The sequence below is a fragment of the Methanoregula sp. PtaB.Bin085 genome (assembly GCF_002067035.1).
Classification (GTDB): Archaea; Halobacteriota; Methanomicrobia; order Methanomicrobiales; family Methanospirillaceae; genus Methanoregula.
Map to the genome: position 1 here is coordinate 182,114 of NZ_MVQB01000060.1, position 26,467 is coordinate 208,580.

Annotated in this window: 37 protein-coding genes and 1 tRNA gene; 3 read left to right on the top strand and 35 right to left on the bottom strand. The window is 54.3% G+C overall.

What is annotated here, in order from left to right:
* Positions 1 to 75: 75 nt before the first annotated feature.
* The 28 genes from cmk to A4E33_RS13510 form a co-directional block, all read right to left on the bottom strand.
* Positions 76 to 618 (bottom strand): (d)CMP kinase, encoded by a 543-nt coding sequence (gene cmk, locus A4E33_RS13375; RefSeq protein WP_292348838.1) that lies wholly within the window; start codon positions 616 to 618, stop codon positions 76 to 78.
* Positions 618 to 1,226, bottom strand: a complete 609-nt coding sequence (locus A4E33_RS13380) for a DUF106 domain-containing protein (RefSeq protein WP_292348840.1) — start codon at positions 1,224 to 1,226, stop codon at positions 618 to 620. Before A4E33_RS13380 ends, cmk begins: the two co-directional genes overlap by 1 nt.
* A gap of 4 nt (positions 1,227 to 1,230) precedes the next feature.
* Entirely contained in the window at positions 1,231 to 1,803 is a 573-nt protein-coding gene (locus A4E33_RS13385; RefSeq protein ID WP_292348901.1) for an adenylate kinase, read from the bottom strand.
* A 15-nt stretch (positions 1,804 to 1,818) separates the two neighbouring features.
* Complete coding sequence (gene secY / locus A4E33_RS13390) at positions 1,819 to 3,252, bottom strand: preprotein translocase subunit SecY (RefSeq protein ID WP_292348841.1); 1,434 nt, start codon at positions 3,250 to 3,252, stop codon at positions 1,819 to 1,821.
* 28 nt (positions 3,253 to 3,280) lie between these two features.
* Positions 3,281 to 3,709 carry an uL15 family ribosomal protein gene (locus A4E33_RS13395; protein ID WP_292348842.1) on the bottom strand — a complete coding sequence of 143 codons (429 nt, stop codon included), beginning with the start codon at positions 3,707 to 3,709 and terminating at the stop codon, positions 3,281 to 3,283.
* 5 nt (positions 3,710 to 3,714) lie between these two features.
* Positions 3,715 to 4,176 carry a 50S ribosomal protein L30 gene (locus A4E33_RS13400; protein ID WP_292348844.1) on the bottom strand — a complete coding sequence of 154 codons (462 nt, stop codon included), beginning with the start codon at positions 4,174 to 4,176 and terminating at the stop codon, positions 3,715 to 3,717.
* Positions 4,176 to 4,793: a 30S ribosomal protein S5 gene (locus tag A4E33_RS13405; RefSeq protein WP_292348846.1), complete on the bottom strand. Its 618-nt coding sequence runs from the start codon at positions 4,791 to 4,793 to the stop codon at positions 4,176 to 4,178. The genes A4E33_RS13400 and A4E33_RS13405 overlap by 1 nt, the downstream gene beginning before the upstream one ends.
* Positions 4,794 to 5,318 carry a 50S ribosomal protein L18 gene (locus tag A4E33_RS13410; protein WP_292348848.1) on the bottom strand — a complete coding sequence of 175 codons (525 nt, stop codon included), beginning with the start codon at positions 5,316 to 5,318 and terminating at the stop codon, positions 4,794 to 4,796. It abuts the gene before it with no gap.
* 1 nt (position 5,319) lies between these two features.
* The gene (locus tag A4E33_RS13415; RefSeq protein WP_292348850.1) at positions 5,320 to 5,772 is read right to left on the bottom strand and encodes a 50S ribosomal protein L19e; all 453 of its coding nucleotides are present in this window, start codon (positions 5,770 to 5,772) and stop codon (positions 5,320 to 5,322) included.
* Complete coding sequence (locus A4E33_RS13420; protein ID WP_292348851.1) at positions 5,765 to 6,472, bottom strand: 50S ribosomal protein L32e; 708 nt, start codon at positions 6,470 to 6,472, stop codon at positions 5,765 to 5,767. Before A4E33_RS13420 ends, A4E33_RS13415 begins: the two co-directional genes overlap by 8 nt.
* A 5-nt stretch (positions 6,473 to 6,477) precedes the next feature.
* Positions 6,478 to 7,002 carry a 50S ribosomal protein L6 gene (locus A4E33_RS13425; protein WP_292348852.1) on the bottom strand — a complete coding sequence of 175 codons (525 nt, stop codon included), beginning with the start codon at positions 7,000 to 7,002 and terminating at the stop codon, positions 6,478 to 6,480.
* Positions 7,003 to 7,014: 12 nt separating this feature from the next.
* Positions 7,015 to 7,407, bottom strand: coding sequence for a 30S ribosomal protein S8 (locus A4E33_RS13430; RefSeq protein ID WP_292348854.1), 393 nt, complete (start codon positions 7,405 to 7,407; stop codon positions 7,015 to 7,017).
* Positions 7,408 to 7,419: 12 nt separating this feature from the next.
* Positions 7,420 to 7,575, bottom strand: coding sequence for a 30S ribosomal protein S14 (locus A4E33_RS13435; RefSeq protein ID WP_292348856.1), 156 nt, complete (start codon positions 7,573 to 7,575; stop codon positions 7,420 to 7,422).
* On the bottom strand, positions 7,575 to 8,072 hold the full coding sequence (locus A4E33_RS13440; protein WP_292348858.1) for a 50S ribosomal protein L5: 498 nt from the start codon (positions 8,070 to 8,072) through the stop codon (positions 7,575 to 7,577). The genes A4E33_RS13435 and A4E33_RS13440 overlap by 1 nt, the downstream gene beginning before the upstream one ends.
* Before the next feature lie 5 nt (positions 8,073 to 8,077).
* Positions 8,078 to 8,803: a 30S ribosomal protein S4e gene (locus A4E33_RS13445; protein WP_292348860.1), complete on the bottom strand. Its 726-nt coding sequence runs from the start codon at positions 8,801 to 8,803 to the stop codon at positions 8,078 to 8,080.
* The gene (gene rplX / locus A4E33_RS13450) at positions 8,803 to 9,168 is read right to left on the bottom strand and encodes a 50S ribosomal protein L24 (protein ID WP_292348861.1); all 366 of its coding nucleotides are present in this window, start codon (positions 9,166 to 9,168) and stop codon (positions 8,803 to 8,805) included. The genes A4E33_RS13445 and rplX overlap by 1 nt, the downstream gene beginning before the upstream one ends.
* A gap of 10 nt (positions 9,169 to 9,178) precedes the next feature.
* Positions 9,179 to 9,577: a 50S ribosomal protein L14 gene (locus A4E33_RS13455; RefSeq protein WP_292348862.1), complete on the bottom strand. Its 399-nt coding sequence runs from the start codon at positions 9,575 to 9,577 to the stop codon at positions 9,179 to 9,181.
* Positions 9,574 to 9,900, bottom strand: coding sequence for a 30S ribosomal protein S17 (locus A4E33_RS13460; RefSeq protein WP_292348863.1), 327 nt, complete (start codon positions 9,898 to 9,900; stop codon positions 9,574 to 9,576). Before A4E33_RS13460 ends, A4E33_RS13455 begins: the two co-directional genes overlap by 4 nt.
* Positions 9,900 to 10,184, bottom strand: coding sequence for a ribonuclease P protein subunit (locus A4E33_RS13465; RefSeq protein WP_292348865.1), 285 nt, complete (start codon positions 10,182 to 10,184; stop codon positions 9,900 to 9,902). Before A4E33_RS13465 ends, A4E33_RS13460 begins: the two co-directional genes overlap by 1 nt.
* Positions 10,181 to 10,384 carry a 50S ribosomal protein L29 gene (rpmC, locus tag A4E33_RS13470; protein WP_292348867.1) on the bottom strand — a complete coding sequence of 68 codons (204 nt, stop codon included), beginning with the start codon at positions 10,382 to 10,384 and terminating at the stop codon, positions 10,181 to 10,183. The genes A4E33_RS13465 and rpmC overlap by 4 nt, the downstream gene beginning before the upstream one ends.
* Positions 10,384 to 11,079 carry a 30S ribosomal protein S3 gene (locus tag A4E33_RS13475; protein ID WP_292348869.1) on the bottom strand — a complete coding sequence of 232 codons (696 nt, stop codon included), beginning with the start codon at positions 11,077 to 11,079 and terminating at the stop codon, positions 10,384 to 10,386. Before A4E33_RS13475 ends, rpmC begins: the two co-directional genes overlap by 1 nt.
* 1 nt (position 11,080) lies before the next feature.
* Positions 11,081 to 11,545, bottom strand: a complete 465-nt coding sequence (locus A4E33_RS13480) for a 50S ribosomal protein L22 (RefSeq protein WP_292348870.1) — start codon at positions 11,543 to 11,545, stop codon at positions 11,081 to 11,083.
* Positions 11,546 to 11,551: 6 nt separating this feature from the next.
* Entirely contained in the window at positions 11,552 to 11,971 is a 420-nt protein-coding gene (locus A4E33_RS13485) for a 30S ribosomal protein S19 (RefSeq protein ID WP_292348872.1), read from the bottom strand.
* A 7-nt stretch (positions 11,972 to 11,978) separates the two neighbouring features.
* Complete coding sequence (locus A4E33_RS13490) at positions 11,979 to 12,695, bottom strand: 50S ribosomal protein L2 (RefSeq protein ID WP_292348874.1); 717 nt, start codon at positions 12,693 to 12,695, stop codon at positions 11,979 to 11,981.
* A gap of 9 nt (positions 12,696 to 12,704) precedes the next feature.
* Positions 12,705 to 12,953 carry a 50S ribosomal protein L23 gene (locus A4E33_RS13495; RefSeq protein WP_292348876.1) on the bottom strand — a complete coding sequence of 83 codons (249 nt, stop codon included), beginning with the start codon at positions 12,951 to 12,953 and terminating at the stop codon, positions 12,705 to 12,707.
* Entirely contained in the window at positions 12,954 to 13,700 is a 747-nt protein-coding gene (gene rpl4p, locus A4E33_RS13500) for a 50S ribosomal protein L4 (protein WP_292348877.1), read from the bottom strand.
* Between the two features lie 7 nt (positions 13,701 to 13,707).
* Positions 13,708 to 14,721, bottom strand: a complete 1,014-nt coding sequence (locus tag A4E33_RS13505; RefSeq protein ID WP_292348878.1) for a 50S ribosomal protein L3 — start codon at positions 14,719 to 14,721, stop codon at positions 13,708 to 13,710.
* A 620-nt stretch (positions 14,722 to 15,341) separates the two neighbouring features.
* The gene (locus A4E33_RS13510; RefSeq protein ID WP_292348880.1) at positions 15,342 to 15,746 is read right to left on the bottom strand and encodes a Tfx family DNA-binding protein; all 405 of its coding nucleotides are present in this window, start codon (positions 15,744 to 15,746) and stop codon (positions 15,342 to 15,344) included.
* 223 nt (positions 15,747 to 15,969) lie between these two features.
* Between A4E33_RS13510 and A4E33_RS13515 the strand changes: the two genes are divergently transcribed.
* The gene (locus tag A4E33_RS13515) at positions 15,970 to 16,809 is read left to right on the top strand and encodes a F420-dependent methylenetetrahydromethanopterin dehydrogenase (RefSeq protein WP_292348882.1); all 840 of its coding nucleotides are present in this window, start codon (positions 15,970 to 15,972) and stop codon (positions 16,807 to 16,809) included.
* 9 nt (positions 16,810 to 16,818) lie between these two features.
* Here A4E33_RS13515 and A4E33_RS13520 read toward each other — a convergent pair whose 3' ends face one another.
* Both A4E33_RS13520 and A4E33_RS13525 read right to left on the bottom strand, forming a co-directional pair.
* Positions 16,819 to 17,427 carry a hypothetical protein gene (locus A4E33_RS13520; RefSeq protein WP_363054442.1) on the bottom strand — a complete coding sequence of 203 codons (609 nt, stop codon included), beginning with the start codon at positions 17,425 to 17,427 and terminating at the stop codon, positions 16,819 to 16,821.
* Positions 17,428 to 17,904: 477 nt separating this feature from the next.
* The gene (locus A4E33_RS13525; RefSeq protein ID WP_292348886.1) at positions 17,905 to 18,891 is read right to left on the bottom strand and encodes a 5,10-methylenetetrahydromethanopterin reductase; all 987 of its coding nucleotides are present in this window, start codon (positions 18,889 to 18,891) and stop codon (positions 17,905 to 17,907) included.
* Positions 18,892 to 19,209: 318 nt separating this feature from the next.
* Here A4E33_RS13525 and A4E33_RS13530 point away from each other — a divergent pair, with 318 nt between their 5' ends.
* Positions 19,210 to 21,462: a tubulin/FtsZ family protein gene (locus tag A4E33_RS13530; protein ID WP_363054444.1), complete on the top strand. Its 2,253-nt coding sequence runs from the start codon at positions 19,210 to 19,212 to the stop codon at positions 21,460 to 21,462.
* A 15-nt stretch (positions 21,463 to 21,477) separates the two neighbouring features.
* Here the strand turns inward: A4E33_RS13530 and A4E33_RS13535 are convergent, their stop codons facing one another.
* Both A4E33_RS13535 and A4E33_RS13540 read right to left on the bottom strand, forming a co-directional pair.
* Positions 21,478 to 22,428 (bottom strand): DUF128 domain-containing protein, encoded by a 951-nt coding sequence (locus A4E33_RS13535; RefSeq protein ID WP_292348903.1) that lies wholly within the window; start codon positions 22,426 to 22,428, stop codon positions 21,478 to 21,480.
* Between the two features lie 2 nt (positions 22,429 to 22,430).
* Positions 22,431 to 22,868: a dCTP deaminase gene (locus tag A4E33_RS13540; protein WP_292348890.1), complete on the bottom strand. Its 438-nt coding sequence runs from the start codon at positions 22,866 to 22,868 to the stop codon at positions 22,431 to 22,433.
* Positions 22,869 to 22,924: 56 nt separating this feature from the next.
* Between A4E33_RS13540 and A4E33_RS13545 the strand changes: the two genes are divergently transcribed.
* A tRNA-Arg gene (locus A4E33_RS13545) sits at positions 22,925 to 22,996 on the top strand.
* 47 nt (positions 22,997 to 23,043) lie between these two features.
* On the opposite strand, the gene A4E33_RS13550 is transcribed toward A4E33_RS13545, so the two are convergent.
* From A4E33_RS13550 to A4E33_RS13560, 3 genes are all read right to left on the bottom strand, one after another.
* Positions 23,044 to 24,438: a carboxypeptidase regulatory-like domain-containing protein gene (locus A4E33_RS13550; protein ID WP_292348892.1), complete on the bottom strand. Its 1,395-nt coding sequence runs from the start codon at positions 24,436 to 24,438 to the stop codon at positions 23,044 to 23,046.
* A gap of 40 nt (positions 24,439 to 24,478) precedes the next feature.
* Positions 24,479 to 26,002, bottom strand: a complete 1,524-nt coding sequence (locus A4E33_RS13555) for an AMP phosphorylase (protein WP_292348904.1) — start codon at positions 26,000 to 26,002, stop codon at positions 24,479 to 24,481.
* 207 nt (positions 26,003 to 26,209) lie between these two features.
* Positions 26,210 to 26,467, bottom strand: a 258-nt coding sequence (locus tag A4E33_RS13560; protein ID WP_292348893.1) for a PGF-CTERM sorting domain-containing protein, incomplete at its 5' end; no start/stop codon positions are given.

Below are 26,467 nucleotides of genomic sequence, written 5' to 3' on the forward strand. Positions count from 1 at the left end.
TTTAAACGATTCCGTTGTTACAGCCAATCAGGAAGATGATGAACATAAACGGGTACTGGAACAGCATCAAAACACTCAGGATTGTTCAGGCCGCGCAAGCCGGGAGATCGCTGTATCGACAATCGCGCCTAATCCCTCGACATCCCAGTGTTCAGAGTTAAGTATCAGGTGATAGATTGAGAGATCCCCGATATCGATAGAATAGTAGGAGAGGTATCTGCCGGCTTCGCACTTCTCGCGTTCGAGCGTGAGCTGCTTTGCAGTTGCCTCATCGGCAGTCTGGTCCCGGAACGCGATGCGCTTGATCCGGCAGCCGATGGGAGCGTACAGCCAGATCTTCAGATCAGCATCCTCTACCATCCAGCCGGACAGCCTGCCTTCAACGATGATATTGTCACGCTGCGAGGCGATCTCCTTCTGGCGCGCGTCGATCATCTTGTCATAGGCAGGATCTTCCTCTGCAAGCCGGCCGAATGCGGCCAGCTCCATGTTGTGCTCCTTTGCGAGCTGGCGGAAAACCTCTCCCGCGGAGATCATCTCAAAACCGTGGCGCTGTGCAAGATATCGGGAGAGCGAGGTTGTCCCGCTGCCGGGGAGCCCGCTCACCGTTACCCGCATCAGATACCCCCGATGTTCAGGGCTTTACGGATTACCTGGCTCACCGTGATCGAACAAAGCATGTACCAGAGGATCCACGCCGGCAGGATCCAGATAGAATCGTTAAGTCCATGCAGGCCCCAGTACGGAAACGTGATGGTTGTTGATGCCTGCGAGAGCCGGAACCAGAGCCAGAAGAAGATCGGGACTGATATGATCAGGATATAGATCATCGGCTGCATCTGCTGCTGGGAGAGCTCGAGCTGTTCCCGCATGACACGATCCCGCTTGGCCTCCAGTTTCTTAATCCGTTTCTCGTCCTGTGAAAGCGTGGCCTCCCGGTACTCGGTCTGGAACTCCCTCATCTTCTCCTGCGATTCGGTCATCTTCTCATAATCGATCGTGTATTTCTGTATGATCGAAGAATAGAGGCCCGTGAACGCAGAGAGGATAACGATAAGGATATAAAACGGTATCCTGAATGTCGTGATAAGCGGTGCGAAGATGGCATCCATGCCCTGGCCGATGCCGTCCCGCAGCCAGGGAACGGTATACGCCCACATCATAAGGAACATGAACGCGATCGTAAACCAGATACTGTACTCGTTCCAGACCTTCTTGAAATTCATCCGTTCACCTGAGAACGTCGGCAAGATCCTGCCCTGCACGATCGAGCAGGAAATCCGCGTTCGTAACTATCTTAATGGTACATCCCGTGAGCATTGCATAGGCAGCAGCAATGGAGCGGTTGAACTGCTGGTGCTCGGCGATTGCCTTTGCCCCTTCCTTGTCGCGTGATCGGGACTCATCCGTCATGCGCCGCATGAGAATCTGGTCATCATCGGTTTCAACGAGGACAATGATATCAGGCATGATCTCCCTGAGAACCCATTCGGGCAGCCCGGCCATATACCCTTTCGGGGTCTTGACCGACGCATGGGTATCGATCAGGACATTTCCCTTGATCCTTGCAATTGCCTGTCCGGCACGCTGCTGCAGTTTCTTCTGCACCGCGCGGTCGAGAGAGCGCATCTGGTCACGGTCCGTGACGATATTCTCCTGAACGGCAATATCGAACATGAAAGTGCCGAAGTTGATCGACTGGTATTCGATACCCTCTTCCTTGAGTTTTTTAAGTGCCTCGTTGACAACTGTCGTCTTTCCGACACCCGGCACACCGGTGATAATGACCTTTTTTCCCATCAGCATCCTTCCAGTGACTTATTCCTTGCCAAAGAACGTCCGCATGAACGGGTACATCTCCATGATCTGCTGGCTTGCGATCTCCTCATAGAGACGGTACGTGATACTGACCGTCAGGAGAAGACCGGTCCCGCTGACTGATCCTATGACACCGAAGAGGTTTGCAACGACACTGAGTATGCCGATGAAAACACCACCGATGACCGTGACACGGGGGATGTACCGGTCAAGGTACTTCTCAAGTACCTGCGGGTTCCTGCGGTAGCCGGGAATGGACATGCCGGAGAGCTGGATCTGCCGAGCGACATCCTTGCTGTCGAGCCCGGCTGTCTTGATCCAGAACAGGGCGAAGACCGCACCACCGACCACCATGAATGTGATATCTATTCCCAGACGTAATAGCACCTCCCATGGTGCGTGGCCGAGATCGGTCATCCACCACATCCAGTCAGAAGGACTGTTAATCGGGGCAAGGAAGTACATGATACCGTTCGTGGGGGTTGATCCGTTGAACTGCCCGAGGGTCGTGATGCCGATATTCGACAGGAACATGCCGAGCATCTGGATGTTTGCCTGCAGAACACGGACAAGGATCATGGGCAGGACACTTGCGTAGATCAACTTGACCGGGAACCGCGCACGGGCACCACGCACCTGCGCGTGGGCGAGCGGTATCTCTATCCTTGTCGATTCGACATAGACGATGACGAGGAAAATGATGAGGGTCGTGATAAAGGCGAGGATGTCCTTGCCAAAGTACGTCAGGTAGTTACCGCCGTCAAGACCGATGGCGATGAGGCGCGGGAAAAAACCTGTCGGATACTGGTCGGTGATCTTCGCCCAGTTGATGAATCCGCTGACCAGCGCCTGCGAGATGCCCGCGATGATGAAGAGACCGACACCTGAACCGATACCCCATTTCGTGACCACTTCATCCATGAAGAAGATCAGGATGCCCCCGATACAGATCTGGAGGAAAATCAGGAATGATACTGCAAACAGGTTGCCGCCGAAGAACTGGCTTGCAATGATCGGATCAGGTGTCATGAAACCGCCGACGAGGTTCGGGGCTGCTTCGATAACGATCATGACAAGGATGAGAATCTTCTGCAGACCCATGTACATGACCTGTCCGCGCGTCTCGCTGGTATCAATATGGAGGATGTCAGCACCTTTCAGGAGCTGAAGTACGATGGATGCTGTAACGATAGGCCCGATACCGAGGTGGACGATCGAACCGCTTGCACCGGCAAGGAGCGCGCGCCACGCGGCAAAGAGGTCCTGGTTTGCCGCACTCAGGCCAAAAACCGGGATGTTCGTCAGGGCAAAATACAGAATCAGTATTGCAAGTGTCCAGAGCAGTTTGTTCTTGAAATGAACATGCCCTTCGGGACTTTTGACTGCAGGCATTGCTGCGAGCAGCGGTTCCATTCGATCCAGCAGGTCTCCCATTGTTTCACCAAAAAATATCGGGGGCTGATCAGGCTACAAGTGCCTTCCCGCCCATTTTCTCGATCTTTGCCTTCGCCGTTTCAGAGAATGCCGATGCGGAGATGGAGATTTTTTTTGTCACCCTGCCGCTGCCGAGCACTTTCTCGATGCCCATGTCAGCTGCGTTGATCACTACCATATCTCCTTCCTGTTTTGCAATACCCTGAGCCAGAAGCGATGGGACGATCTGGTCCAGTATACCGACATCGATGGTTGTCACATCGGTGCCGGTCTGGTTGCAGAATCCGTCCTTGCCAAAGACCGGCCTGCCCATCTCCATATACCACTTGACAAAGTGGTGAGCGTTGATACCGGCACGACCTCTGCCGCCGCGGTTGCCTGCACCGCGCCGGTTCTTGTGGGTGCCGCCACCGCATGTCCGCGATCCGCGGTACTTTGAACGTTTGTTTGTTGGCATCCGCATCACCTCATCTTGTTCAGGAGTGTATTGATCTCCTGACCATAATAGCCAAGCGCTCCACCCTGGGGGAAGGTACGTTTGGTGGTCTTGTATCCCTTGCGCGGGGGATGAAGTCGAAGTACCGGCTTGAGCCCGGGAATGTCGCGGAGTTTCGATTCACCGCTCGCAAGTGCCTTTGCAAAGTCGCCGATGGTCGCATAGGTGGAGTTTTTCCTGACATACTCATCGGTCAGCGGTGCATCGCCGATGACCCTGCCGCGCGTCTGCAGCAGCGTTTCAACGGTTGCTGCATCCACTTCGCCGAACGCCACGTAGTCCTTGACCTTGCGGATCATCCCAAGGTTCTGGGGAGAGTCCGGGATGAGGACACAGTGGTTGATGTGGTGAAGGCGCAGCATCTTCAGGGTGTCTTTGATGTCCTGGCGTGTTTTTACAACACCACGGACCTGAACAACCGCGTACATTACTGCGACCTCCCGGTTCTGATCATATTGGTTTCATTCAGCGCGTTGAAAGTCGCTTTTGCAAAGTTGATGGTTGTCCGGGTCTGTCCCCGGGCAAACGTCCATGCATCCTTGATACCAGCAAGCTCGAGCACTTTCTTGCTGATGTCTCCGGTCACAAGGCCGATACCCTGAGGTGCCGGCTTGAGCGTCACCTTGACACTCCCTGCGGTTCCTTCAACCTGCATCGGGATAGAGTGGGCTGTGTCGCACCCGCATTCCCAGCTGCCGCAACCGCGCCGTACCTTGATGAGGTTCATCTTGGCCTTGACGATGGCTTTCTTGATCGCATCGCCGACCTGGACATCCTTGCCCTGGCCGAAACCGATGTAGCCGTTGCGGTTGCCGACGATGACGACTGCCCGGAACTGGACGCGCCGGCCGGAGTCGGTCATGCGCTGCATCATGGCAATATCGAGGACCTCGTCTTCCAGATCCGGAAGGAACTGGTCGACGATCTGGGGCTCCTTGATGGGCCTGCCGCTCTCGAGGACCTGGTCGATGCTCTTGATCTCGCCCGAAGCAACGAGCTTGCCAAGACCGGTGACCGGGATCCATTCTTCGCGTTCGTATGCCATTTATGCCATCTCCTTCTTTATGGCAGCTGCCACCTGTTCGACATTTTTCACGATGTCCCCTGCATTCTTGTTGTATGCAGCGATATGCGCGCCCCTGACGCGCTCGTCCGACGGGAGGATCTCCTCGCCGTGCGGGATCTCAAGACCTGCCTCGACAGCTCCCTTGAGTGCTGCAAACACGCGTGCACCGGGGGTTGCCCGGTTGAGGCCGATGTCCAGGATTGCCGCATCCTGCCGGGCCTTCTTTGCTTTTACCGCAAAGAGCATTCCCGTGAGATATGCTGCCGGGGTACTGGAGGTTGATCCCTTGAACCCGTATTTTTCGAGCTCGGCTGAATTTGCTGCCACGAGGGTACGGTCGCCGTCCATCTCAGCCGTGACGAGCTGCACGATGATGTGCCGGTTGGTCTTGCGGACGACCATGCGCGGTACGTCTGCAACGACAAGCCTCGTCCGCTGGTAGTAATCGGTTTTGCCTTCCCTCCTTCTTCTGAAGGGGACAAAATACCGTGATCCTGTTGCCATGTTACTTCATCCTCCCTGAGAGGATCTCCATCTGCGCCTTCATGTGCGCAACACTTCTGAACTGCCCGCCTGCCGCTTTCCGGTACAGGATACGGTACATGTGCCGGTCGATGGTGCCGGCCGCGCGCAGCTCAACGAGTACTTTTCGTATTGCACGAATCTTCTGGACCCATGCGGTTTTACTCGGCTTCCGTGCGCCTGCTGCACCCTTGCGCTTTCCGGCACCCTTGCGGTGGCCGTAGGAACGCTGGGCGATGCGCGCCCGTGCCCGGCCGCGGCTGACGCCTTTCTTCTGGCGCGCCTTGATCGCACCTTCGGTAATGAGGGCCCGCAGGTCTTCCCGCGAGATCGCATTCTCGATATCCGAGAGACGGGCAGGGTCGAACCAGACGCGGTTGACACCGCATTTCAGTACGGATGCCACGATACGTCTCTGGCTGGCGATGTCACTCATTCTTCTTCACCCCTTTCTTGGGGGCCTTTGCAGCGGCGGTCTTCTTTGCCGGGGCCTTCTTCTCGGCCTTGGGCTCTGCTTTCTCGGCCTTGGGCTTGGCGGCGGCCTTCTTTGCCGGGGCCTTCTTCTCGGCCTTGGGCTTGGCGGCGGCCTTCTTTGCCGGGGCCTTCTTTTCGGCCTTGGGCTCTGCTTTCTCGGCCTTGGGCTTGGCGGCGGCCTTCTTTGCCGGGGCCTTTGCTTTCTTTACCGTGGCCTTCTTCTCCGCTTTTTCTTCGCCCTCTTCCGTCTTCGGCTTTGCCTTTGCAGGTTTCTTTGCCTTTGTCTTCACAACTTTTGCATTAAGGACGCCAAGACCACTGGTAATTGCCTGGTCCTGGATCGCAACACGCTTCCGCATGCCCACCGTCGCACCGATCCTCACTGCCTGTGTTTTGGGATCGAGTCCTTCGAGCTCCTTCAAGGAAGTTACAAGAACCTCGAAGTAGCCGCTCGGGTGCATACCACGTACGGCCACGGGGCTGCCAAAGCCCGGCTTGGGGAGTGCTCCCTTTGCCTTCTTCTGCTCGCGCTGCTTGTTATGCTGTCCGCGAGGTTTTCTCCATGAATCGGAGAGCTGGCGTTTCTTGCCGTACCCGTCACGCTTGAAGCGCGCACCCTTGTCGGTACGGACTTGGATCAGACGCTTGATTTCTGTTGCCATTTCCTTCAGCCCCTCTGAACCATGTAGATACCATCCTGGAAGACGCGCGGGTCGCGGTCGCGGATGTGGGTTGCATGTTCGATGTTCGCTGCGGTTGTTCCAACAAGTTCGCGGTCAATACCGGTCAGGACGACCTCATCGCTGCCGACCTTTGCCGTGACACCCGCTTCGATCCGTGCATGCCGTGCCTTCTTTTCACCAAGGAAATTCGCAATCTCAAGCTTGTTGCCCTGAAGCTTCAGCTGGATCGGGAAGTGGCTGTAGACAACTTTCATGCGGTATTCGTACCCCTCGGTTACTCCACGGAACATGTTCTTTGTATGTGCCTCGAGCGTACCGACCATCGCGGTGATCTCCTTGCGGCGGGATTCAGTTGCTATAACAACTTCTTTCCCGTCACAGGTTACGGTGACCTGAGGGAACCGGATATTGCGGGAGAGTTGTCCCTTGGGTCCTGTCACGCGAAGATGCATGCCGTCAAGACTGACTTTCACGCCATCCGGAATAATGACTTTTCTTACTGCTGCCATTCAAAGCACCCTCTAGTACACGTACCCGATCAGCTCTCCGCCGATGCCTTCTTTTCTCGCCTGTTCATGGGACATAACACCCTTTGAAGTCGAGAGCATCAGGAGACCGAAGTTTTTCCCGGGCAGGTACTGCTTCTCCCAGTATTCCATTTCATCCAGCTGTACAGAGAACCGCGGGCTGATAGCACCGCAGCGGTTGATCCTGCCCGTCAGGTTGACCTTGAGCTGGCCACCCCTGCCGTCATCGATGAACTCGAAGCTGCCGATATAACCGGCGTCCTGCATGATTCGGAGCATTGCGCCGAGAAGCTTGCTTGCGGGTTCGATAATGACGACGGCCTTGCCGGTATCCCCGGCGTTCTTTATGGCACACATGCCATCTGCAATGGTATTCTGTCGTGTCATTTCGCTCACTCCTCAGCTCATCTTCTTGAAACCCATCTTCTGGGCCCATTCGCGGAAGCACTGCCTGCAGAACATGATGTGGTATCTGCGTACGAGCCCCTGCTTGCGCCCGCACATCTTGCATTCGTTCGCACCGCGACCGTAGATCTTCTTTCTTACTCCTGCCATCAGTGCACCTCGACCTGGAACTTCTCTTTGAGGAATGCAATGGCATCAGTTTTGCTCACACGCTGCTTCTGGGGGAGCTTCTTCTGCGCCATCTTCCTGCGGGTAATCCGGATGCCTTTCCGTTCGAGGACGACATTGACGTCCATACCATAGATACCAATCTGCGGGTCGTAGGACATTCCGGGGAAATCCGTGTGCTCTTCGATACCGAAGGCAAAGTTTCCGCTTTTGTCGAACTGGCTCTCAAAGAGAGTCTTCTGGACGATGTTGAGAGCGGTTGCAATGAAGTCTGCAGCAGGTTTACCACGGAGAGTAACCTTGCAGCCGATAGGCATCCCTTTCCTGACGGAGAATGCCGGCTGGGTCTTTTTGGCAATGCTCCGAATCGGGGTCTGCCGGGTAATCGTCTTCATGATGTTCTCGGCTTTTACGAGCTTGTCGCCCGCTTCGCCAACGCCCATGTGGACGACGACCTTATCGATATAGATATCGCGCATCGATGTCACTCTTCATGCCCCCATTTTGCAATGGCCGGGGCTTTTGTTCCGACCATGTAGATGTATGGCGCAACGGTATCGAAGGTCGTCCCTGTTACTTCGTCGGTAAGGATGATCTTGTTGGGAACGCTGCCGGGGACCTTGACGATATCCTTGATCCGGGCTACCTTGCCGGAGTGTTTACCGCCGATGATCATCGCCATGTTGCCAACGGCAAACGGGAAGTGATCGACAATCTTGAACCGGCTCTCCGGTTCGAGCGACAGCACGATCGAATCCCCGGGTTTGTATTTGTTTTCAGCCAGGATATTGGAGCCGTCGCGAAGGTTCAGCTGGACTTTTCCCTTGCTGACGATAGTCTTGTTCTTTATCTTGCAGAGACGGGTTTTTGCCGCTTCGGAATCGATCGCGACAGAGACGTGCCTTCCGTTCTTGTCACGGAGGATGCGGTAATACTTGTTAATCTTCGGGAGGGCGATGATATCGAAGATCCCGATGCCCATCTTGGGGTCCCGGCAGGGTTTCCCGTTGATGATGACATCGTTCTGGTGGAGGATCTGCTTGACCTCCTTGAGGTTCCGTGCCATGCCCATGTGGTCGCGGAGCCAGACCGTAATCGGCATGGCATTCGCGTTGTGCGGGCCGGCTGCGGTCTTCGTGATGAATTTCGTGACTTTCTTTGCGATATGCCACGAGTCAGGGGCGTTGAGTCTCTTTAAGTGGTCTCCCATTATTCGGCCTCCGCTAATTTTGCCTCGCGGCGTTTGTCGGCAAGGTTCAGCTTGGTGATCCGGACATTGGATGCACTGACTGCACGGGGGACTTCAGTCCCGTCGGCTTTTGTTGAGAAGACACCGTGAACGACAATCTTAGCGTTCTTGGTATCGACAGCATCAACAAGTCCTTCTTCACCTGCGAAGTCACCGCGGGTTACCTTTACGGTGTCGCCCTTAACGACGCGCAGGGTCTTCTTTTTATACTGCTCGCTCAGTTCCGCTGACAGCGGGGCGTTGAGATATTTCGAGCTGACGTGTGAAGGGGCATTATACCGGGCCTTCCTCTGTTTTCTTGGCTGTGAGCTTTCCAGTCGTACCATTCTTCACACCTCATACAATGATCGTTGCCATGGACCCGAGCTTGGGGAACCGCTCTGCCACTTCACGGGCAACCGGTCCCTTGATCTCGGTCCCTTTCGGCTCATTCTTTTCATCGACAACAACCACCGCGTTATCCTCGAAGGATACGCGCATCCCGCTTGGCCTGCGCATCTCTTTCTTGGCGCGGATGACCACCGCGCGTACGAGCTTCCGGCGCATGTCCGGTGTGCCCTTCTGGACGCTTGCCGTACAGAGGTCGCCGAGACCCAGTTTGGGCTGGCGGCGCCTGACGCCGTGATAGCCAAAGACCGAAATGATCTGGACGGTCCTGGCCCCGGTATTATCGGCGCAGGCAAGCCGTGTTCCTGTGGCAAGTGATCTCGGGGTCTTGGACTGCTTCGCCTTCATGGCTTCTGCACCTCCACGACCACGAACGTCGTGCTCTTCGAAAGCGGCCGGCATTCGGCAATCTTCACCACGTCACCGGCCTTTGCCCCGATACAGGGAGGGTTGTGGGCATGGAGCTTGCTCGAGCGCTTCTCGTACCGCTTGTATTTCCGGACGTAATGCAGGTAATTCCGTGCAACCACGACCGTTCCCATCATTTTATCGCTCACGACTTTACCGGTGATCACCTGGCCGCGCACCGGTAAAGTGCCGTGAAACGGACAGTTAACGTCCTTGCACTCCGATTGCGGAGCCGTGACGTTCAATCCAATGTTTTGTGCCATTATGGTATCCTCTTCTTTTCATGCAGGTTGATCCTTTTTTCAGGAGCCAGAGCCAGTACGGATCCATCTATCTCCACAAGTTCCCTGCCGGGAAGCGAGACCCGGAACGTGTTGTGCATCTTCGCGATGCGCCTGATTCCGTTGGAGGTCTCGATGACCAGCAGATTCCTTGTTTCATCGATGATGCGGCCGGACAGTCCCTTCTGATCCTGGTTTGCAGCTCCCGATACCAGAACATCCAGACCAATCAGCTCGTGGCGCAGGATGTTCCGGGAAGAGATCATGCAGTTCTCCTGCGGTTCTGCTCGGTCATCATCCGGGCAATGGTCCTCCGGAGTTCCCCGATATGGCCGGGGTTCTCGGTGGCGCCGCCGGCACTGACCTTGCCATAGTGCTGGACAAGTTCCATCCGGAGTTTTCCCATCTGTTCCTGCAGTTCAACATCCGAGAGCTGCCTGACATCCTTTGCCCTGAATATTGCCATTACTGTTCGCCTCCGAGATCTTCGTCGGGAAGCGCTGGCTCCTCGGCATCGTCCTCATTTACCGGGGTGACGGTTGCCTTTGCAGCCGGGCGTTTCTTTTCCTGTTCGATGACTGAGAAGTGGTCGGGCAGCTTGGCACCTGCGGGGACCAGCTTGACCTGAACACCGATGACGCCGAGTTTCTTGATTGCAACGGCATAGCCTTTTTCAACGATCGTGTTGCTCGGTTCACCGCAATGCTTGATGTAGCCTTCCGTGAACTTCTGGGTCCTGGCACGGGCACCGGTGAGCTTGCCAGCGATAACGACTTCGCAGCCGAGTGCACCGGAGTCCATGACCCGGCGCAGGATGCTGGTGCCAGCCTTCCGGAAGTACCAGCCGCGCTCGAGTGCGTTTGCAAGCCGCTCTGCCATGATCTGGGCGTTGAAGCTCGGGTTGCTGACCTGCTGGACTTCAATCTGCGGGGATTCCACGCCATAATTCTGGGCAAGGTCCTGCGTCAGCTGGTGGACCAGTTTGCCACCTTTCCCGATGACGATACCGGGCTTCTCGGCAAAGATGGTAACCTGGGTGCCGAGCGGCGTCCGGGCGATGTCCATACCGCCATAGCCTGCGCGCTTCAGTTCCTTGGACAGGTACTTCTCGACACGCGCTTTCCGGACGCCTTCGTTGATGAATTTCCTCTCGACTGCCATGTTATGCCACCTCGCGGACGATGATCTCGATGTTCACGCTCTCCCGCACCTTGGGGCTTGCACGGCCCATCGCACGAGGGAAGAATGCCTTCTGTGCCCTTCCGCGGTTTGCCGAGGCGTGGATGATTTCGAGGTTCTCGGCATCGAGGCCAAGATATTCTGCGTTCTTCTTGACGGACTCGAGGATACGGATGTATTCCTTCGAGGCCTTGACCGGGTAACGCCCTGCGTCCCAGTTGCCGGGGAGGCCGCGCTTGTGGGCGACATTCCGGTTGAAGTACCGGAACGGGACCGCCTTCCTGAGTTTGACCACGTCGTTGAGGTACGCGATTGCATCATTCACGCGCTTGTGCCTGATGAACCCGGCGATCTCGATCGAGTGCTTGGGGGACATGTTCAGCTCATTGGCCTTTGCCTTTGCAACGGTGTCACCCTTGACATTTTGTGAATATTCAGTTCGTGCCATAGTTCATCACTTCAGCGGGACGTACTTGCTGCCTCTGGTTGCACCAATACCGGCGCTTCCGTGAGTGACCCTCTTCCTTGTCAGGGCAAACTCCCCGATATACCGGAAGACCGACTCCGGCTGGAACTCGACTTTCACGAACTCCTTGCCATTATACACCTCGATAGTCTTTCCGATCATGACCGGCATGACGATCATTTCCCGGAGGTGGGTCCGGATCTTCTCGTCACCGTCGCGGATCTTTGCCAGTAATGTCTCTTCACCGCGGGAGAAACCGCGGGTAACCTTGCGGCGGGGACGGGCCGGCATCAGGGGGAGGAGTTCGGAGATCCCCATCGCCTTGAGCTCGTCGATCTTGTAGCCGCGATAGGTGAACTCCTCACGCCGCCGTGGCATTCTCTTCTGAGTCTTCTTTGGTGCTGCCATTTACCCATCACTTCCTGCTCTTACCTGTCCTGCGTGCTGCAACGTGTCCGACGGTCCTTCCCGGGGATGTGCCGCGTGCGATCGTCTTCGGGCGTCCTGCGTGCTGGTGCCCTCCGCCACCGAACGGGTGGTCGATAACGTTCATCGCCACGCCGCGGACGCGGGGCCAGTTGGCCGCAGTATTGTGCATCTTGTGGTACTTGTTCCCGGCCTTCACGAACGGTTTCTCGACCCGTCCGCCACCGGCGACGATACCGATGGTTGCCCGGCAGCGTGCGTTGAACCACTTTGTCTTGCCGCTGGGCATCCGTATGCCGACACGGTCTTCAGTTTTATCAACGACAACAGCCTGGACACCAGTCGAGCGGACAAACTTACCGCCGTCGTTCGGGCGTGCCTCGATGTTGCAGATGAATGTACCGGTCGGAATGTTCGCGAGGGTCAGGGTGTTACCGTTCTTTACCTCTCCGGCAGCACCCCAGAACACTTCGTCTCCAATCCCGAGACCCTCGGTGACCAGCATGTAAACCTTCTCGCCGCTGTCAAGCTTGACAAGGGCGATGGGTGCATTGCGTGCCGGGTCGTGTTCGATATCGATGACGGTTCCGGTGACCTTCTTCGTGTCGTCACCGATATGTTTCAGTTCAGCCTTGTACCGGTGGGATGGTGCACGGTATGTCGGACCCCCCTTCCCGCGGGCCTGTGTTGTAATTCGATGTCCCATGTTCCCCACCTACATTATACCGAGCCGGCTGAGGATCTCCTCGGCGGCTTTCTCGTTCTCAAAGCTCACGATGGCTTTCTTCTCGCCATGCATATTCATCAGTGTCCGGACGCCCTTGACTTTCTGGCCGAAGGCCTTCTCGACCTCGCGCTTGATGTCGTCCTTTGTTGCTTCGTGGGTTACAAGGAACTGGAGCTTGCTCTGGTTCTCGAGAAGCACCATCGCTTTTTCTGTAACGAACGGGAATTTCAGGGTCATTTACCTTCCCCCCAGACGCGTGAGCGCGCTCTCGGTCCAGACCGTCAGGCGGCCCGCGAGCATCCCCGGAGCGAGGTGCTCGACATTGAGCTGATCGACGGTGACTGCATCGACACCAGAGAGGTTGCGTGCAGCTGAAAGAGGCTTCTCCGCGGTGACAATCAGGAGGCTCTTTCGCTGTTTCATCCGGCGGCCGCGCAGTTTGCCTTTGCCGGCACGGACCTTCCGGCTGTCCTTTGCCTTGACAACGTCGTTGTATACACCCGCTGAGGTGAGCGCGGTGATGATCTCCGCGGTCTTGCCAATACTCTCGAACTTATCCTCGAGGACAACCGGGACTTCGCCTTCGAAGATGTGGCCGCGTCCACGGACAAGCTCCGGGTTGACGCTGGCTGCAACGGCCGAGCGGAACGCCTTCTGCTTCTCCTTCTGGTTGATTTCTTTTATCAGGACCTTGGCAACCTTCGGGGGATGCGCCTCACGTCCTCCCTTTGCCTGCGGGACCTTGGCGGCACGGGAGCCATTCTTGATACGGGGCACGTGGGACGACCCGCGGCCGCTTCCCCACCCGACTGCAGAAGACCGGATGCCCGCGAACGGGTCGGTCCCGTGCGGCTGCCGGCGGGTGCTCTGCAGTGCCATAACTGCCTTCTTGATCAGATCGGGCCGGTATGCTTCGGAGAAGATCTCCGGGAGCTCGATGTTCTTTGATACCGCGCCATCCAGTGATTTTACCTGTGCTTTCATTGTCTGATCATCCCTGCTTGCTCTGGACGCTCACGAACTGGATTGCCGGCATCCTGACGACATGTTCTCCCTGGCGCATCGCCGGGCGGATACGGATCAGCCGCTTGACCGGGCCGGGGATAGAGCCTTTGACCAGTACGTACGGGTTCCTGAGGACGCCGTAGTGGAGGAAGCCTCCTGCCGGCGTGATCTCGCTTGCATTCTCAGAGAACTTCAGGATACGCTTGTTGAACTCTGTCCTCTGCTGGAATCCCATCTGGCCGATCTGGGGAACCTGCCACCGGATGTGGTGCGGGTTCCAGGGTCCGAGAGTCCCGATGTGGCGTTCCTTGCCGCCAACGGAGTGCTTGCGCTTGCGCAGGGCAATACCCCAGCGCTTGACGGCGCCCTGCGTCCCCTTACCGGTAGTAATGGCGGTGATATCCGCATAGGCACCGGCCTGGACAACATTGTTCAGTGATACATCCTTGCCGAGGAGCCCGAGAGCGAATTCGACCTGCTTCTTGATGTCCGCTCCTCCAACCTTGATCTCCATCAGATCGGGTACTTTCTTGGGAACACCGGAGAGTGCGGCCGGCTGCGTGTAGGTAACAGCGTAGATCTCGGCAATAGTGCCGGCGGCAACCGCATCGGTCAGTTTCTTCCTTGACGCTTCCCCGTCGTAATCCTTGGGGAGCGTGATGCGGCGGCCGAGAACAGCGTCAAGCTGGTCTGCCCAGACGTCGGTAAATGCATGTTTGCCGTACGTATCTTTCGCGTACGCACGAATGGCTGCGACCTTCATCTGAGGGACTTCAATCACGGTAACCGGGACCATGATCTCCTTGCCTTCGGTGGGACTGTTCTTGTGGTCATCCACCATGATGACATGCGTCATACCTACCTTGTATCCGGCAAATCCCTGCAGGACTGGTGTGCCCTCGTAGACTGGCCACGATTGGTACTTCGGAATCGGGCTCTTTGCACGCTTTCTCGGGCTGAATGCAAGAGAGCCGCGGCGTGGTCTGTTGATTTTTGGCATGTGTGAATCAATCCTTTCTGCGTGTAGGTTATTCTCATTGCGACACGTGTATGAGATTCATCCGAGATTGTGCGACGGTTCGCTTATCGCGAAAGCCAACACGCGGGAACCTGCAGTTTTTCTGTAAGGATACCTCCTGGAGGCCCGTAATAGTCCCGGGAGGAGATCGTACCAGTGATTCCTGCCTGTTTCTTGAGATGCACAACGGGACGTGATTGAACGTCCTGCTGGTGTGCACCAGCATTCCTGTCTCGCGGAAGAAGTTCCTGACGATAGCGCATCCCCTGGTGTTTCAGGGAAAAGGGCTCGTTGCACGAACGTCGGCCCGTTGCGCCCGGTCAGTTCCTACTCTGTCAGCCTGTTGTGACGAATCACAACTCCTTCTCGGTCTAATCCCCATCCGGGGATTCACCAATCGGGATTCACCTACGGCATAACCATCGATCCTGTGTCGGGAGATTCAGGTACGCCGTCAGCATGGCCATGAACGGTAAACCGTTCAGGGCACAGGTTCAGGTAAACCTCATATCGGCTTCCTCTAGTATTGTAGAAAAAAGCATATAAATATATCTTACCAGCCAGGTAAACGGAAATCGTGCGGCATGGGCACCGCAGGCTGCTCAGCCGAAATACAATTCGCCTGCATCAGTGATATAGACGTGGATGTCTTCGCAGATACAGCGGGCCTTGCAGCACTGGGGCCGGGATTCCCTGATACGATTGATGAGGGATATGGTATCGTATTTAACCTTGATGTTAATCTTCTCAGCTTCTCCGAAGATGATTGCCGGGACTTCGAAAAGGTCCGTTCCGTTTGGGATGACGCAGAGATGTGTGGCATCGAGGGTATAAAGGAACTCAAGCGTCTCTTTCGCCCGCCTGATATTTTCCATGGCGCTCTTTTCAATAGTACAGACGTTTGCTTTTGACGTTGAGATGATATCGGCAATCTGCTGTTGTGTCAGACCCTGCTTGCGGTACCGGAGCACCTCCATCTGGCGATCGGTGAGCAACCCATCCTTCATGCTAACACCTTCTCAATGCAGACTTAAACACTTTTCGTTAACTTTGACATATCCTTACCGATACCGGGCGGGATTTTCGGGGGTTGATTCCGGGATGTGCCGGAGCATGCAAATAAACAGCCGGAAGATTTTTTTGCAGATTTTCCGGCGGAGGATACAATTCAAAATGTTTATATGAACTCCGGGTCATATTAACGTGCTAAAACTTTTTAGGTGATATCAGATGGTAGTTAAAGTAGGCGTTGCAAAACTCGGCAACATCGCAAGCGGTGTCATGGCCGAGCTGCTCCTCGACGAGAGAGCAGACCGTGAAGACATGCAGACATTCATGGCAACCAGCGGTACCAAGCTCGAGCCGGCAGATGTCGACCGTGTCGTTTCCAACCTGAAGGCATACAAACCCGACTTCTGTATCGTCGTTTCCCCGAACGGTGTCCTCCCGGGCCCGACCAGTGCCCGCGAAGAGCTTGCAAAGGCCGGCATCCCGGTCGTCATCATCACCGATGATGTAACCACCAAGAAGGAGTGGGAAGGCGTCAAGGCCAGCAAGTTCGGATACATCATCATGAAGGCAGACTCCATGATCGGTGCACGCCGCGAGTTTCTCGACCCCGTCGAGATGGCGGACTACAACGGCAACCTCGTCAAGGTCCTTGCACTCACCGGTGCATTCCGCAAGCTCGAAGTCGCCCTCGACAAGGTCATCGACCAGGTCAAGGCCGGCAAGAAGGGCGATGCAATTGAACTCCCGAAGATCATCATGACCACCGACAAGGCTGTCGAAGGCGAGTTCACCAACCCCTACGCACTTGCAAAGGCACGTGCCGCCCACGAGATCGCGATGGCAGTTGCAGGCCAGAACGTCAAGGGCTGCTTTATGACCAAGGAATGGGAGAAGTACATCCCGATCGTTGCCAGCGCTCACGAGATGATGAGGTCCGCTGCAGTGCTCTGCGATGAAGCCCGCGAGCTCGAGAAGGCAGGCGACAGCATTATGCGCCAGGCCCACAAGAAGGACGGAACGCTCGTCGCCAAGAAGAAGCTCGTAGCAAAATTCGACTGAGTTCCTTCCCTATTTATCTCTCTTTTTATAGAATTTTCCGAGGTCTTCCGGAAGGGTCATTATTACCGGCTCAAGGTGAAGTCGTTCCATGAATGCGGAGTCACTTGTAGATGCGGGATTGGGATTAATACGCGAAATCATGGAACAGAACGCCCGGTATCCGTGATCGTTGCCGGCCCTGTCAAAAAAGACCGACATATTGAACGCATAGGTTCCCAGTTTCCGGTAGAGGGAGATGATCTCGAGTATGCCCCTGGCAAGCAGATCCGCATAATTCTCCATCTCCCCGAGTGTTGAGATGGGCAGGATCCCTCTCACTTCGCGCTCACCCAGAGGAACTGCATTGGCGGCCCAGAGAATTTCATCACCAAACAGGTACCGTTCAGACTGGCGTTCAATCTCCCTCAGGTCTTCCCAGTAAATCCGGCCACATTTTTTCCGGTATTGTTCACTTGATCCGATGTATATTTCGGCAATTCTTGAGGGTTGATTATCGGATAATCCCTGCATGTGCGGATGGATGATGCTTGCTCCCGATGACGGGAGGAAATTCCAGTTGATACTGGCATATCCCTCTGCCCTGCGAAGAGCTTCGGTCTGCGCGAGGAGTGCATCCACAACCTGCTGTCGGCTGAAATGAATAACAGAATGTTCCCGTGTTATCACGGTAACAACATGATTTTCACTGAAGGGGAACATGTTGGGGAATGTGACGCTTTCACCCCGCACAATCCGTTGACCGTCGGGAAACGTCGGGGTTACTTTCAGTATGGAATCCGGGCAGAAAGGACATCCGTCACTGGTTGAGGAAGAGTTCTGTGACTGATCAATCTGCCGTTTCATCCGGTCCGGGCTGATCCTGCATCTGAACCCGGTAAGATTCTCCGAGCGAAACTGCAGAGACCCCCTGCTGGTAATAACTTCCCGTACCGAGAACATACCTTCACCATACTATTTCCGGCACCATCACATAGTCATTTGCACAAGGATCGGGAAAATCCCCCCATGAGGGGGGAACTGAAAAATGATGAATATCTGCCGGAAAACCAGTGCCATTCTCCAGGCATGGCGCCGGCAGGTATCGGATATCCGCACTTATACGACGTATTTGCCGAGAAGGCGGATGGAGTTGGTCATGTCCGGACCAAGCGGTGAGCCGAAGATGATCTGGGTTACACCGGCCTTGGTGAGGGCTTCGCATTTCTGCTTGACCATTTCAGGAGTACCTGCAATGGTGAATGCATCGATTTCCTTGTCTCCGACAAGGTCTCCGACGCTCTTGAAGTCGAACTTTGCGAGGGCTGCCTTGATCTTGGCAACATTGTTCAGGTCGAGGCCGTGGCGGGTCAGGAGGTCGGGCGGGGAGCCGGCTGCGATGAATGCGGCAACGATCTTTGCTGCATTGCGGGCCTTCTTCTCGCTCTGATCGATTGACATTGCGGTGTATGCGCCGACATCAAAGTTCTTCTTTCCTACCTTGTCGCAGGCTGCCTTGATGATCGGGATTGCAATGGCAAAGTCCTTGGGGTTTGATGCGTTGATGAGTGCACCGTCGCCCACTCTTCCGGCAAGCTCGAGAACCTTGGGGCCCTGAGCACCGACATAGATCGGAACTCCCTTCTTGCCCGGGAGAGTAACACCGGTGAGCTTTGCACCATCGTAATCGAAGAACTTCATGCCCGACTTGTTCACCTGTTCGCCGGCACAGAGCTTGCGGATCTGTGTGATGGCTTCCTCGAGGCGGGCAACCGGCTTTTCAGCCTGGATAGCAAGCTTCGGGAGGGTTGACAGGTCACCGGGGCCGATACCGAGGACTGCGCGCCCGTCGGAGATCTCGTTCAGCGTGCAGAAGAATGATGCCATTGCCGCTGGGGTGTCGGTGAAGGAGTTCATGATACCCGGACCCATCTTCAGGGTCGTGGTCTCCTTTGCGATTGCGGCAAGGGTGGGGTAGCAGTGGCGGTTGTTGTAGTGGTTGGTGATCCATGCAAAATCAATGTCTTTGGATTCTGCAAGTTTACAGAAGTTGACAACTTGCTTCACATTGACATTTCCTGGTACGAATTCAATTCCATATGTCAAGGTTTGTTCACCTCATTGAGTATTACCGTCCCACCATTTAAATAAATTATCATTTTACGTTGATCCCTTTGGCTGATCTCTTTGAAAAGGATAAAATTACCCCTTTTTTGGAAAATGGCGCTTTTTTCGGACTTGAAGCAACTGCCGGCATAGAATATTACCGGTAAAATGAATCACTTTGTCACAGGAAAATGTTCCAATATCCACGGGCGTAATTTTTTTTTCTCCGGTGACGATTATCCTATAAGATATTGAATACAGACCTATCATAGTATAATACAACCATAACTACACCATCGGGATATTCAGGACTGATGTATGCGGATAATTGCTCTTGGACTCGGGGGGGCAGGTTGCAGGATCGTCAACAGCCTCTATGCGATAGACCGGCGCAGCAGCAGGGTGGCATGTGTCCAGGCTCTGGCTATCGATGTTGACGAAGAAACGATACGACAGCTGACTGCCCTCCCGGATAACGGGCGGATGTGTTTTTCCGCAGACACCGGTATCGCTGATCTGACCGGGTCAGAAATACCGACAGCCCCCATCGATATCAATGAGATCGTTTCCCGGGTCCAGAACCTTGAATCCGGTGAAAACGATGCAATTTTTCTCTGCTGCGGTCTTGGCGGAAGCATGGTGGATGTCGCCCCCCATATTATCGCAGGCCTGAGATCGTCTGTTGTTGAACCGATATTCGGCCTTGTCACCCTTCCCTGCCTTGCTGAAGGAGAACGTATCTCGGGAAAAGCAGCGGATGATATCGATATGCTTTCTTCTCTGCTTGATGGTATCATCGTGTTCGATAATGAGACCTGGCATAAAAAAATCAAGACGCAGAGAGCAAACCTCCCGAAAAAGGAGATGGGATTTGCGGAAAAGATCGGTCTCATTAAAAGCGAAAAACCCCTTCCTCCGGCACAGGCAACGTACCGGAACCTGAATGAGGCCATCGTACGACGGATCGGTCTCATACTTCGCGCGGGCGAATTCAGAGCTGACGGGGGTATCGATCTTGCAGAGGTCGTCCTGGATTCCGGCGAAGTACTCAACACGATGAGAGGCATGGGATTTATCACCATCGGGTATGCAGTCGAGAAACTACCCCACGACCCCCTTCGGTTCCTTTCGTGGCTGAAACCAGCAGGACTGAGTGATGAAGAACAGAAAAAAAGGGCTTCCCGTATTGTTGAGCTTGCAAAACAGGCGATTTATCATGAGATCTCCACACCCTGTGACCTGACCAGTGCCCATAAAGCTCTGGTGCTTATTGCCGGTCCCTCGCACGAACTCTCCATGAAAGGATTCATGACTGTCAGGAAATGGATTGACAGGAGCATTGCCGGGCTTGAGACACGGTCAGGAGATTATCCTGTCATGAACACAAAAAACGTGGCGATTATCGTCATGTTGTCCGGGCTCGAAAATATCCCCCGCATTACTGAGATCAAAGAGATCCGGTCCCAATCAAAACCCGGGAAACATGCAGGTCAGGCAGAAACCCCGGATGAAGGAATGGAACGTGTTCACCCGGTTATCAGGGATGATATGATTTCACTTCCAGCCCGTATGCCCAGATCCGATGACAGTGATCGCAGAACCCCTCCCGTCCATGAATCTCTTCCTGAGGAGTACGAAAACGAAACCCCGGCAAGGAAGCCGGAACAAATCCTGCAAAAAGAAGTCGCAGTTGAACCGGCAATACCATTACCGCCGGTTCAACCAGAAATTCCCCGATCCGTTCCAACGGCAAGGAAGATGCCGGCACCCGAACCGCCAGCTGAACCAGAACCCCTGAGGACACCTGAAGTATTTGTACCTCCCTCCCGGCGTCGGGTCATTGTTGCTCACACAGAGAATGAACACGCTCATCACCATCCTTCGCACCCATTGCCAGCTCACGGAGGGCTTCGCCCTGGAAAGAGCAGTCCATCTGAACGCCATTTAACGGAAATATCCCCCCTGCATTCCGATCAGGACAGCCCGCCTGCCAAAGAAACAGAACGGCAGAGAATTGAACGGGAGTTACGCCGGCAAAGATCGATGGCGATAGGTGTTGCTTCCCAGAAAAACACCCCTCAGGCCGGGAAAACCCCCGAAAAAAACATGGAGAGAAAGATCATCCAGAAAAGAACGCCTCATACAAAAACAGATGCAGAGGAGAAGATGCCTCACAAAGTGATCGAACCTGGAGAGATTGAGATCTCTTCTGACAAACGGACGGTCATCGTCGGAAAACGAAAATCTGCTCTCCTGCCACAGAATGCGCAGGACACATCGTCTCTCCAGGAGGAGAACATACCTCAGCATCCGGATGAGTCCGATGACGATAACAGAAGCGTAGAAATCAGGGACAGGATATTCCGGGCAAGGGACGAGATATTTACCGGGAAAGGAGTGAGAAAAACCACCCTCCCGCCGGCTCGGGATTCTACACTCCTCCATACCGAGCTGAAATCAAAGAAAAAAACCGTGGACAGAGAAGATGACGTTCATGATACTGTCCTTCCGGAGACAGAGGATCGGGACACTCAAATCGGAAAAAATCGAATCAGGAAAGATAAATCATGAACCGAAATCAATCGATCAATTGCTCTCGATAATCTTTGAAAAAGGAATATTTCCGGCTCCAATCTCGGTTTTTATTTCGATCCCATGCTCCACGCAGTTTCCAGTAAAATTCATCCCGCTGAACGCAACGATAGAAAGACGGAACGGATTATCCGGAAGGTTGAAAACCTGGTTACCCATCGCGATCGGGAAAACAAAACCACAGGAATTCATCAGTCGGATTATTTCCTCTGCCTTTTCCCTGGCAGCACTTGGAACTTCGCGGACATTTGCAAGGGCAATCCCGGTTTTTGACCGGGTGAAATCGGAGATTGTGGTGAGATTGGAAGATATAAACAACTCAAGAGGATCGATGGTTGTTCCCCGGTAGCCGATAAGATCCCGGAACCTCTTCGGCATACCCTGTTCCAGTTCCAGCCTTCCGCCAAAAGCCATATTCACCGGAATACCGTTTCTCTGGAACACCCCGTCCATAGAGATACTGCAAAGAGAGATGAATCCGACCGAACCGGAAGGAACGCGGGGATCCTTGTCGATGATGCGGTATGACGAGAAAAAACCACAGCCTGCTTTAATTACATCGTCAAACGATGCTTTTGTTTGTTCAAAGGATGATTCCGGAACAATGGAAAGGTTATACGCCACATCCCCCGTGCCGGTGGAAGGATCGAAGGTGCTCCGGTATGCCAGTCGCTCCAGTTTTGATATGATAAATCCAATCCTGTCATCAACAAGAGCACTGTCTGTCTCCTGCCGGCCTTCCGGGGTCAGCACCCTGCCCTGGTTGCCAATCTTTTCAGTAAAACCCATGGTGTCAAGGTAGCTGAGATAATACTGGACGGCCCTGTCGCTCAGGACAAAACCCCGCTCTGCCATCAGTTCCGAGAGCCGCTTTGCCCCCATGGGTTCCTGGTGTTCCCTGAGAATACGTAAGATTTCGATATATTTTCGTTCTGTACGGATCATGCTCATTTCGCCTCCACCGCACCCAGGCTGTCCTGATATCGTCCGTTATAGCTTTGCGCCGGATTGCGTACCTCATGGAGTATCATCTGAGCCACCCGCTCGTTTTTCTTAACCGTGATCTCCTCGGCCCCCATGTTACTCAGGCAGAGCGTTAACTGCCCCCGGAAGCCGGGATCCACGAATCCGGCACCAAGAAGGATTCCGCGTCGCCCGAAGGATGACCTGCACCGTAGTGTGCCGGCAAGGTCCCCCGGCAGTTCAACCCATTCCAGTGTTGGCATAAGGGTGCAGATTCCCCGGGGAAGTCTGGTCTCCTCCGCTGCCCGGAGATCATACGACGCCGGCTGCTGGCTTTCGCTGCTGTACGGGCGTATGACAAGTCTGGCCTCATCGTCTGTAAGTCCGAGGCGGCGTTCAGTCTCCGCGGCAGATAATATCATCCGGTAAATTATCGGTAGAGAATGCTTAATATCTTTTGATGTTAAGAAGTTGAGCAGGATCCATGGGGTAGAGGATATCCTCTTGGGCTTCGAACCCAAGGACGCGGGTTCGATTCCCGCTGGGTCCGCTGGATTTACCTGGTTTTTGCCGGATTAACCGTCAAATTATAAAAAATCAGATTTCATTCCTTCTCGTGACATGGTGGCCGGGTTTTCTGCCGAACTTCCTGAATACCACAAACAGGGCAAGAACCACGAGAATGACACCCCCGATAATCCCGAGAAAACCCAGGTCCATGGATTTATCGAGACGGAGAGTAACGGAATCGGTAGTGTTGCCTGCGACAACCTCTCTCTGGAGAGAAGCCGGCAGGTAACCTTCCCGGGTTGCTGAAATATTATAAACCCTGTTGAACCTGACGCTGGTAATGATCCGGCCGTGATCATCGGTCTGCCCGATAACGGTTCCATCAACGGAGATCACTGCTTGCGGAATCTCTTTTGCCTCTTTATCACTGACAGAGATGGTGAGGGCGGAACTTTCCGCAGTCAGCGTGAAAGAATAATCCTCGCTTTTATTCGAAACAGTGATGGTCCGGTTTGAAGGATTGTACCCGGTCTTTCTTATTTCAACAGGATAGGATCCAAAAACCAGATCGGGAAACGTGTGACGCCCGTACTCGTTCGTTGTTCCGGACAGGTTTCCGCTGATATAGATCTCCGCACCTTTCACCGGATTATTGTTTTCATCATAAACATACACAAAAGCACCTATCGGGGCTTTGGCGATCTCTATGATATAAATCGCATCACCCTGACTGATGATTCTCGATTCGGTAACGGATTCGTACCCATCCTTTTTTACCTCAATCGTATATGTCCTGCCCCGGGCAACCGGAGTACTCAGGATTCCACGTTCATCGGTCTTTCCTGCAGGGATTGAATTAAGCCGGATTTCGGCACCCGGGACCGGTGCCTTGGATGCTTTGTCCTTTACCACGAATGAATATTTATTGCCTGAAAGAAGCCAGAACTGAATTGCCTTGTTATCCATCCCGACATCCGCTGTGCCGCTCCGGGGTTCGTAATTGGGTGCGTTAATATCCACAGAATACAGCATATTGGCATTCACAATGAAAGTAACCACGCCGGCTGCATCACTCTGCTTGCTCTGCGTAGAGTTCATCGCGGATATGTTAACAACAGCACCGGGGACAGGGCTGAGCGTATCGGAGTCATACAGATTTATTGTCAGGGTGACAGCCTTCCGGCTCATGTTAACAATAAGCGTTTCCTGGTTTTTCGGGACAATGTTTTCCCAATCGGTATACCCGACCATAGAGATGCGGATACGCTGGTCATTCTGGCCGTTGTGGGAGAGGAAATACTGGCCGTTATTGTTGGTTCGTGCGAAGTCCTGACCATTGACGTAGACAACCGCATTCGGAATTGAGGTATTATCGATGCTGTCCCGCACGGTGATTTGCAGATCTATCGCAGCCTGGACTGTACTGCAGAGGAGGAACAGGCATAATAAAAGGAGGAGAAAAGGAGAGCGATATCGATACATGATAAAATATCGCCACCTGCTCATATATCAGGACATCGGTCTAGAGTTCGACTGTAGAAGGCACACGATCGAGCAGCATACCCTCAACCAGTACCGGCATCAGGCGCCTGCCTTCCTCAATTGCCTGCTGGAGCCGCCAGCTCCGGTCAGCATAGATGGTGAAGAGGGGTTCACCCGCCTTGACAAGTTTTCCTTTTTTGGCGTGGAGAAGGACACCCGCTCCGCGGTCATGGGGTGCTCCGGCTGTCCGTGCAAGGGAGATCAGGGATTTATTGTTCATCTCGATGATATACCCGGATGTCGGAGCATTTACTACGAACTGGTGTTCGCCGGGGAGGATATCCGACGATTTTACATTCGGGTCGCCCCCCTGGATCTCAATAATCCTGCGGAACTTTTCAAGGGCCTTGCCCTTGACGAGAAGCTCGTACGCCATGGCTGCACCGGCTCCCCGGGCTGCTTTTCCTGACATCTCGAGCGCGATACCGGCTATTGAGATGCTTTTCTGGATAAAGGAATTCGGCTCAGTTGCGCCTTCAAGAACTTTCAGGGCTTCAATAACTTCCAGCTTCGGCCCGATACTGTGCCCGACCGGGGTATCGCCATAGGTAAGAGCGCATTCGACTTTCATGTTAAGGCGTTCGCCGAGCTCGATGAATTCCCGGGCAAGTTTCCTGCCTTCCTGTATTGTCGGGACTTTCGTGTTGAGCCCAACCGGGATATCGATAACCACGAGATTTGCACCGACAGCAGACTTTTTTGCCATGACACTGGCCAGCATCTGACCTCGGGCATCGATCTTGAACGGGTATTCCTGAATAATAATCCGGTCATCCGCCGGGGCAATATTGGTTGCTCCGCCCCAGACGATACAGCCGCCGATCTTTTCCGTCATCTGCTGGACTTCGCTTGAGGAGAACTCAACAAACGCAAGTACCTCCATAAGGTCCGCCGTACCGCCGGCACCCGTTATAGCCCGTGAGCTGGTCTTGGGGATTTTCAGGCCGCTTGCTGCAATGATCGGAACGACAAGGAGCGATATTTTATTACCGGGTACGCCACCGATGGAATGTTTGTCGACAATGGGACGGGACGAGAACTTGATCTGTTCGCCGGTTTCTACCATCGCCCGGGTAAGGTATTCGATCTCATCCATATCAAGTGGATTGATGTAGGTCGCAGTGATAAACGCGGTCAGCTCAGCAGCAGAAATATCGTCGTTGACAACGTCCCTGATGACCGTGAGGGTTTCTTCTTTGGACAACTTGACGCCATCCATCTTCTTTTTAATAAAATCCAGCGACTTCGGCCGCCCGGCCTCCCGGACCTCAACCTCATTTCCATCTGCGAGGTGCAGTTTCTCATTGGTAATGCTGTAGACGCCGATTGTTCCCTGCTGTGCAATTGTCAGGGTTGTCTCGACAAACGCAGTTGCAGTTACTCCGTTCTCGGGATTAATAATCTGGACCCGATCGCCGTCGAGTACTCCTATCCTGCGGGCATCGGCCCGGTTCAGAAGCACGCCCCGGGTGGCAATATCCAGTATTTTTACCATGAATTTCACGTTATGCTCCTCCACGGGATACTTCCTGAACATGAAATAAAGTATCCCTTTTATATGTAGGTTAACCGCTCCGGCAATAAAAAGGTGCCACGCGAACGCGGCGTCAGTAACCCTGGGAGAAGAAACGGGAATATCCGAAAGAAACGATGAATGCGGAAACCCGCTTCGGGAACGTGATCTGAAAAAAAAGAAAGTTTAGGTTTTGGTTCAGTGCCTGCGGACAACGATGAACGCAACAGCGCCGAGGCCGATCAGGGCAATCAGTGCACCGTAGCCGGGTGACTTAGTGGTCGGGACCGGGGTAGGTACAGTGGTTGCGATGGTGGTCGGGACGGGGGTTGCGACAGTTGTCTGGACTGCTACAACGGTGGTCGGGACCGGGGTTACGACGGTCTCGAGAACGTTGAACAGTGCAGTACCGGTTGCTTCCTGGATGACTGCGGATTCAGTAACAATGTACTCGTC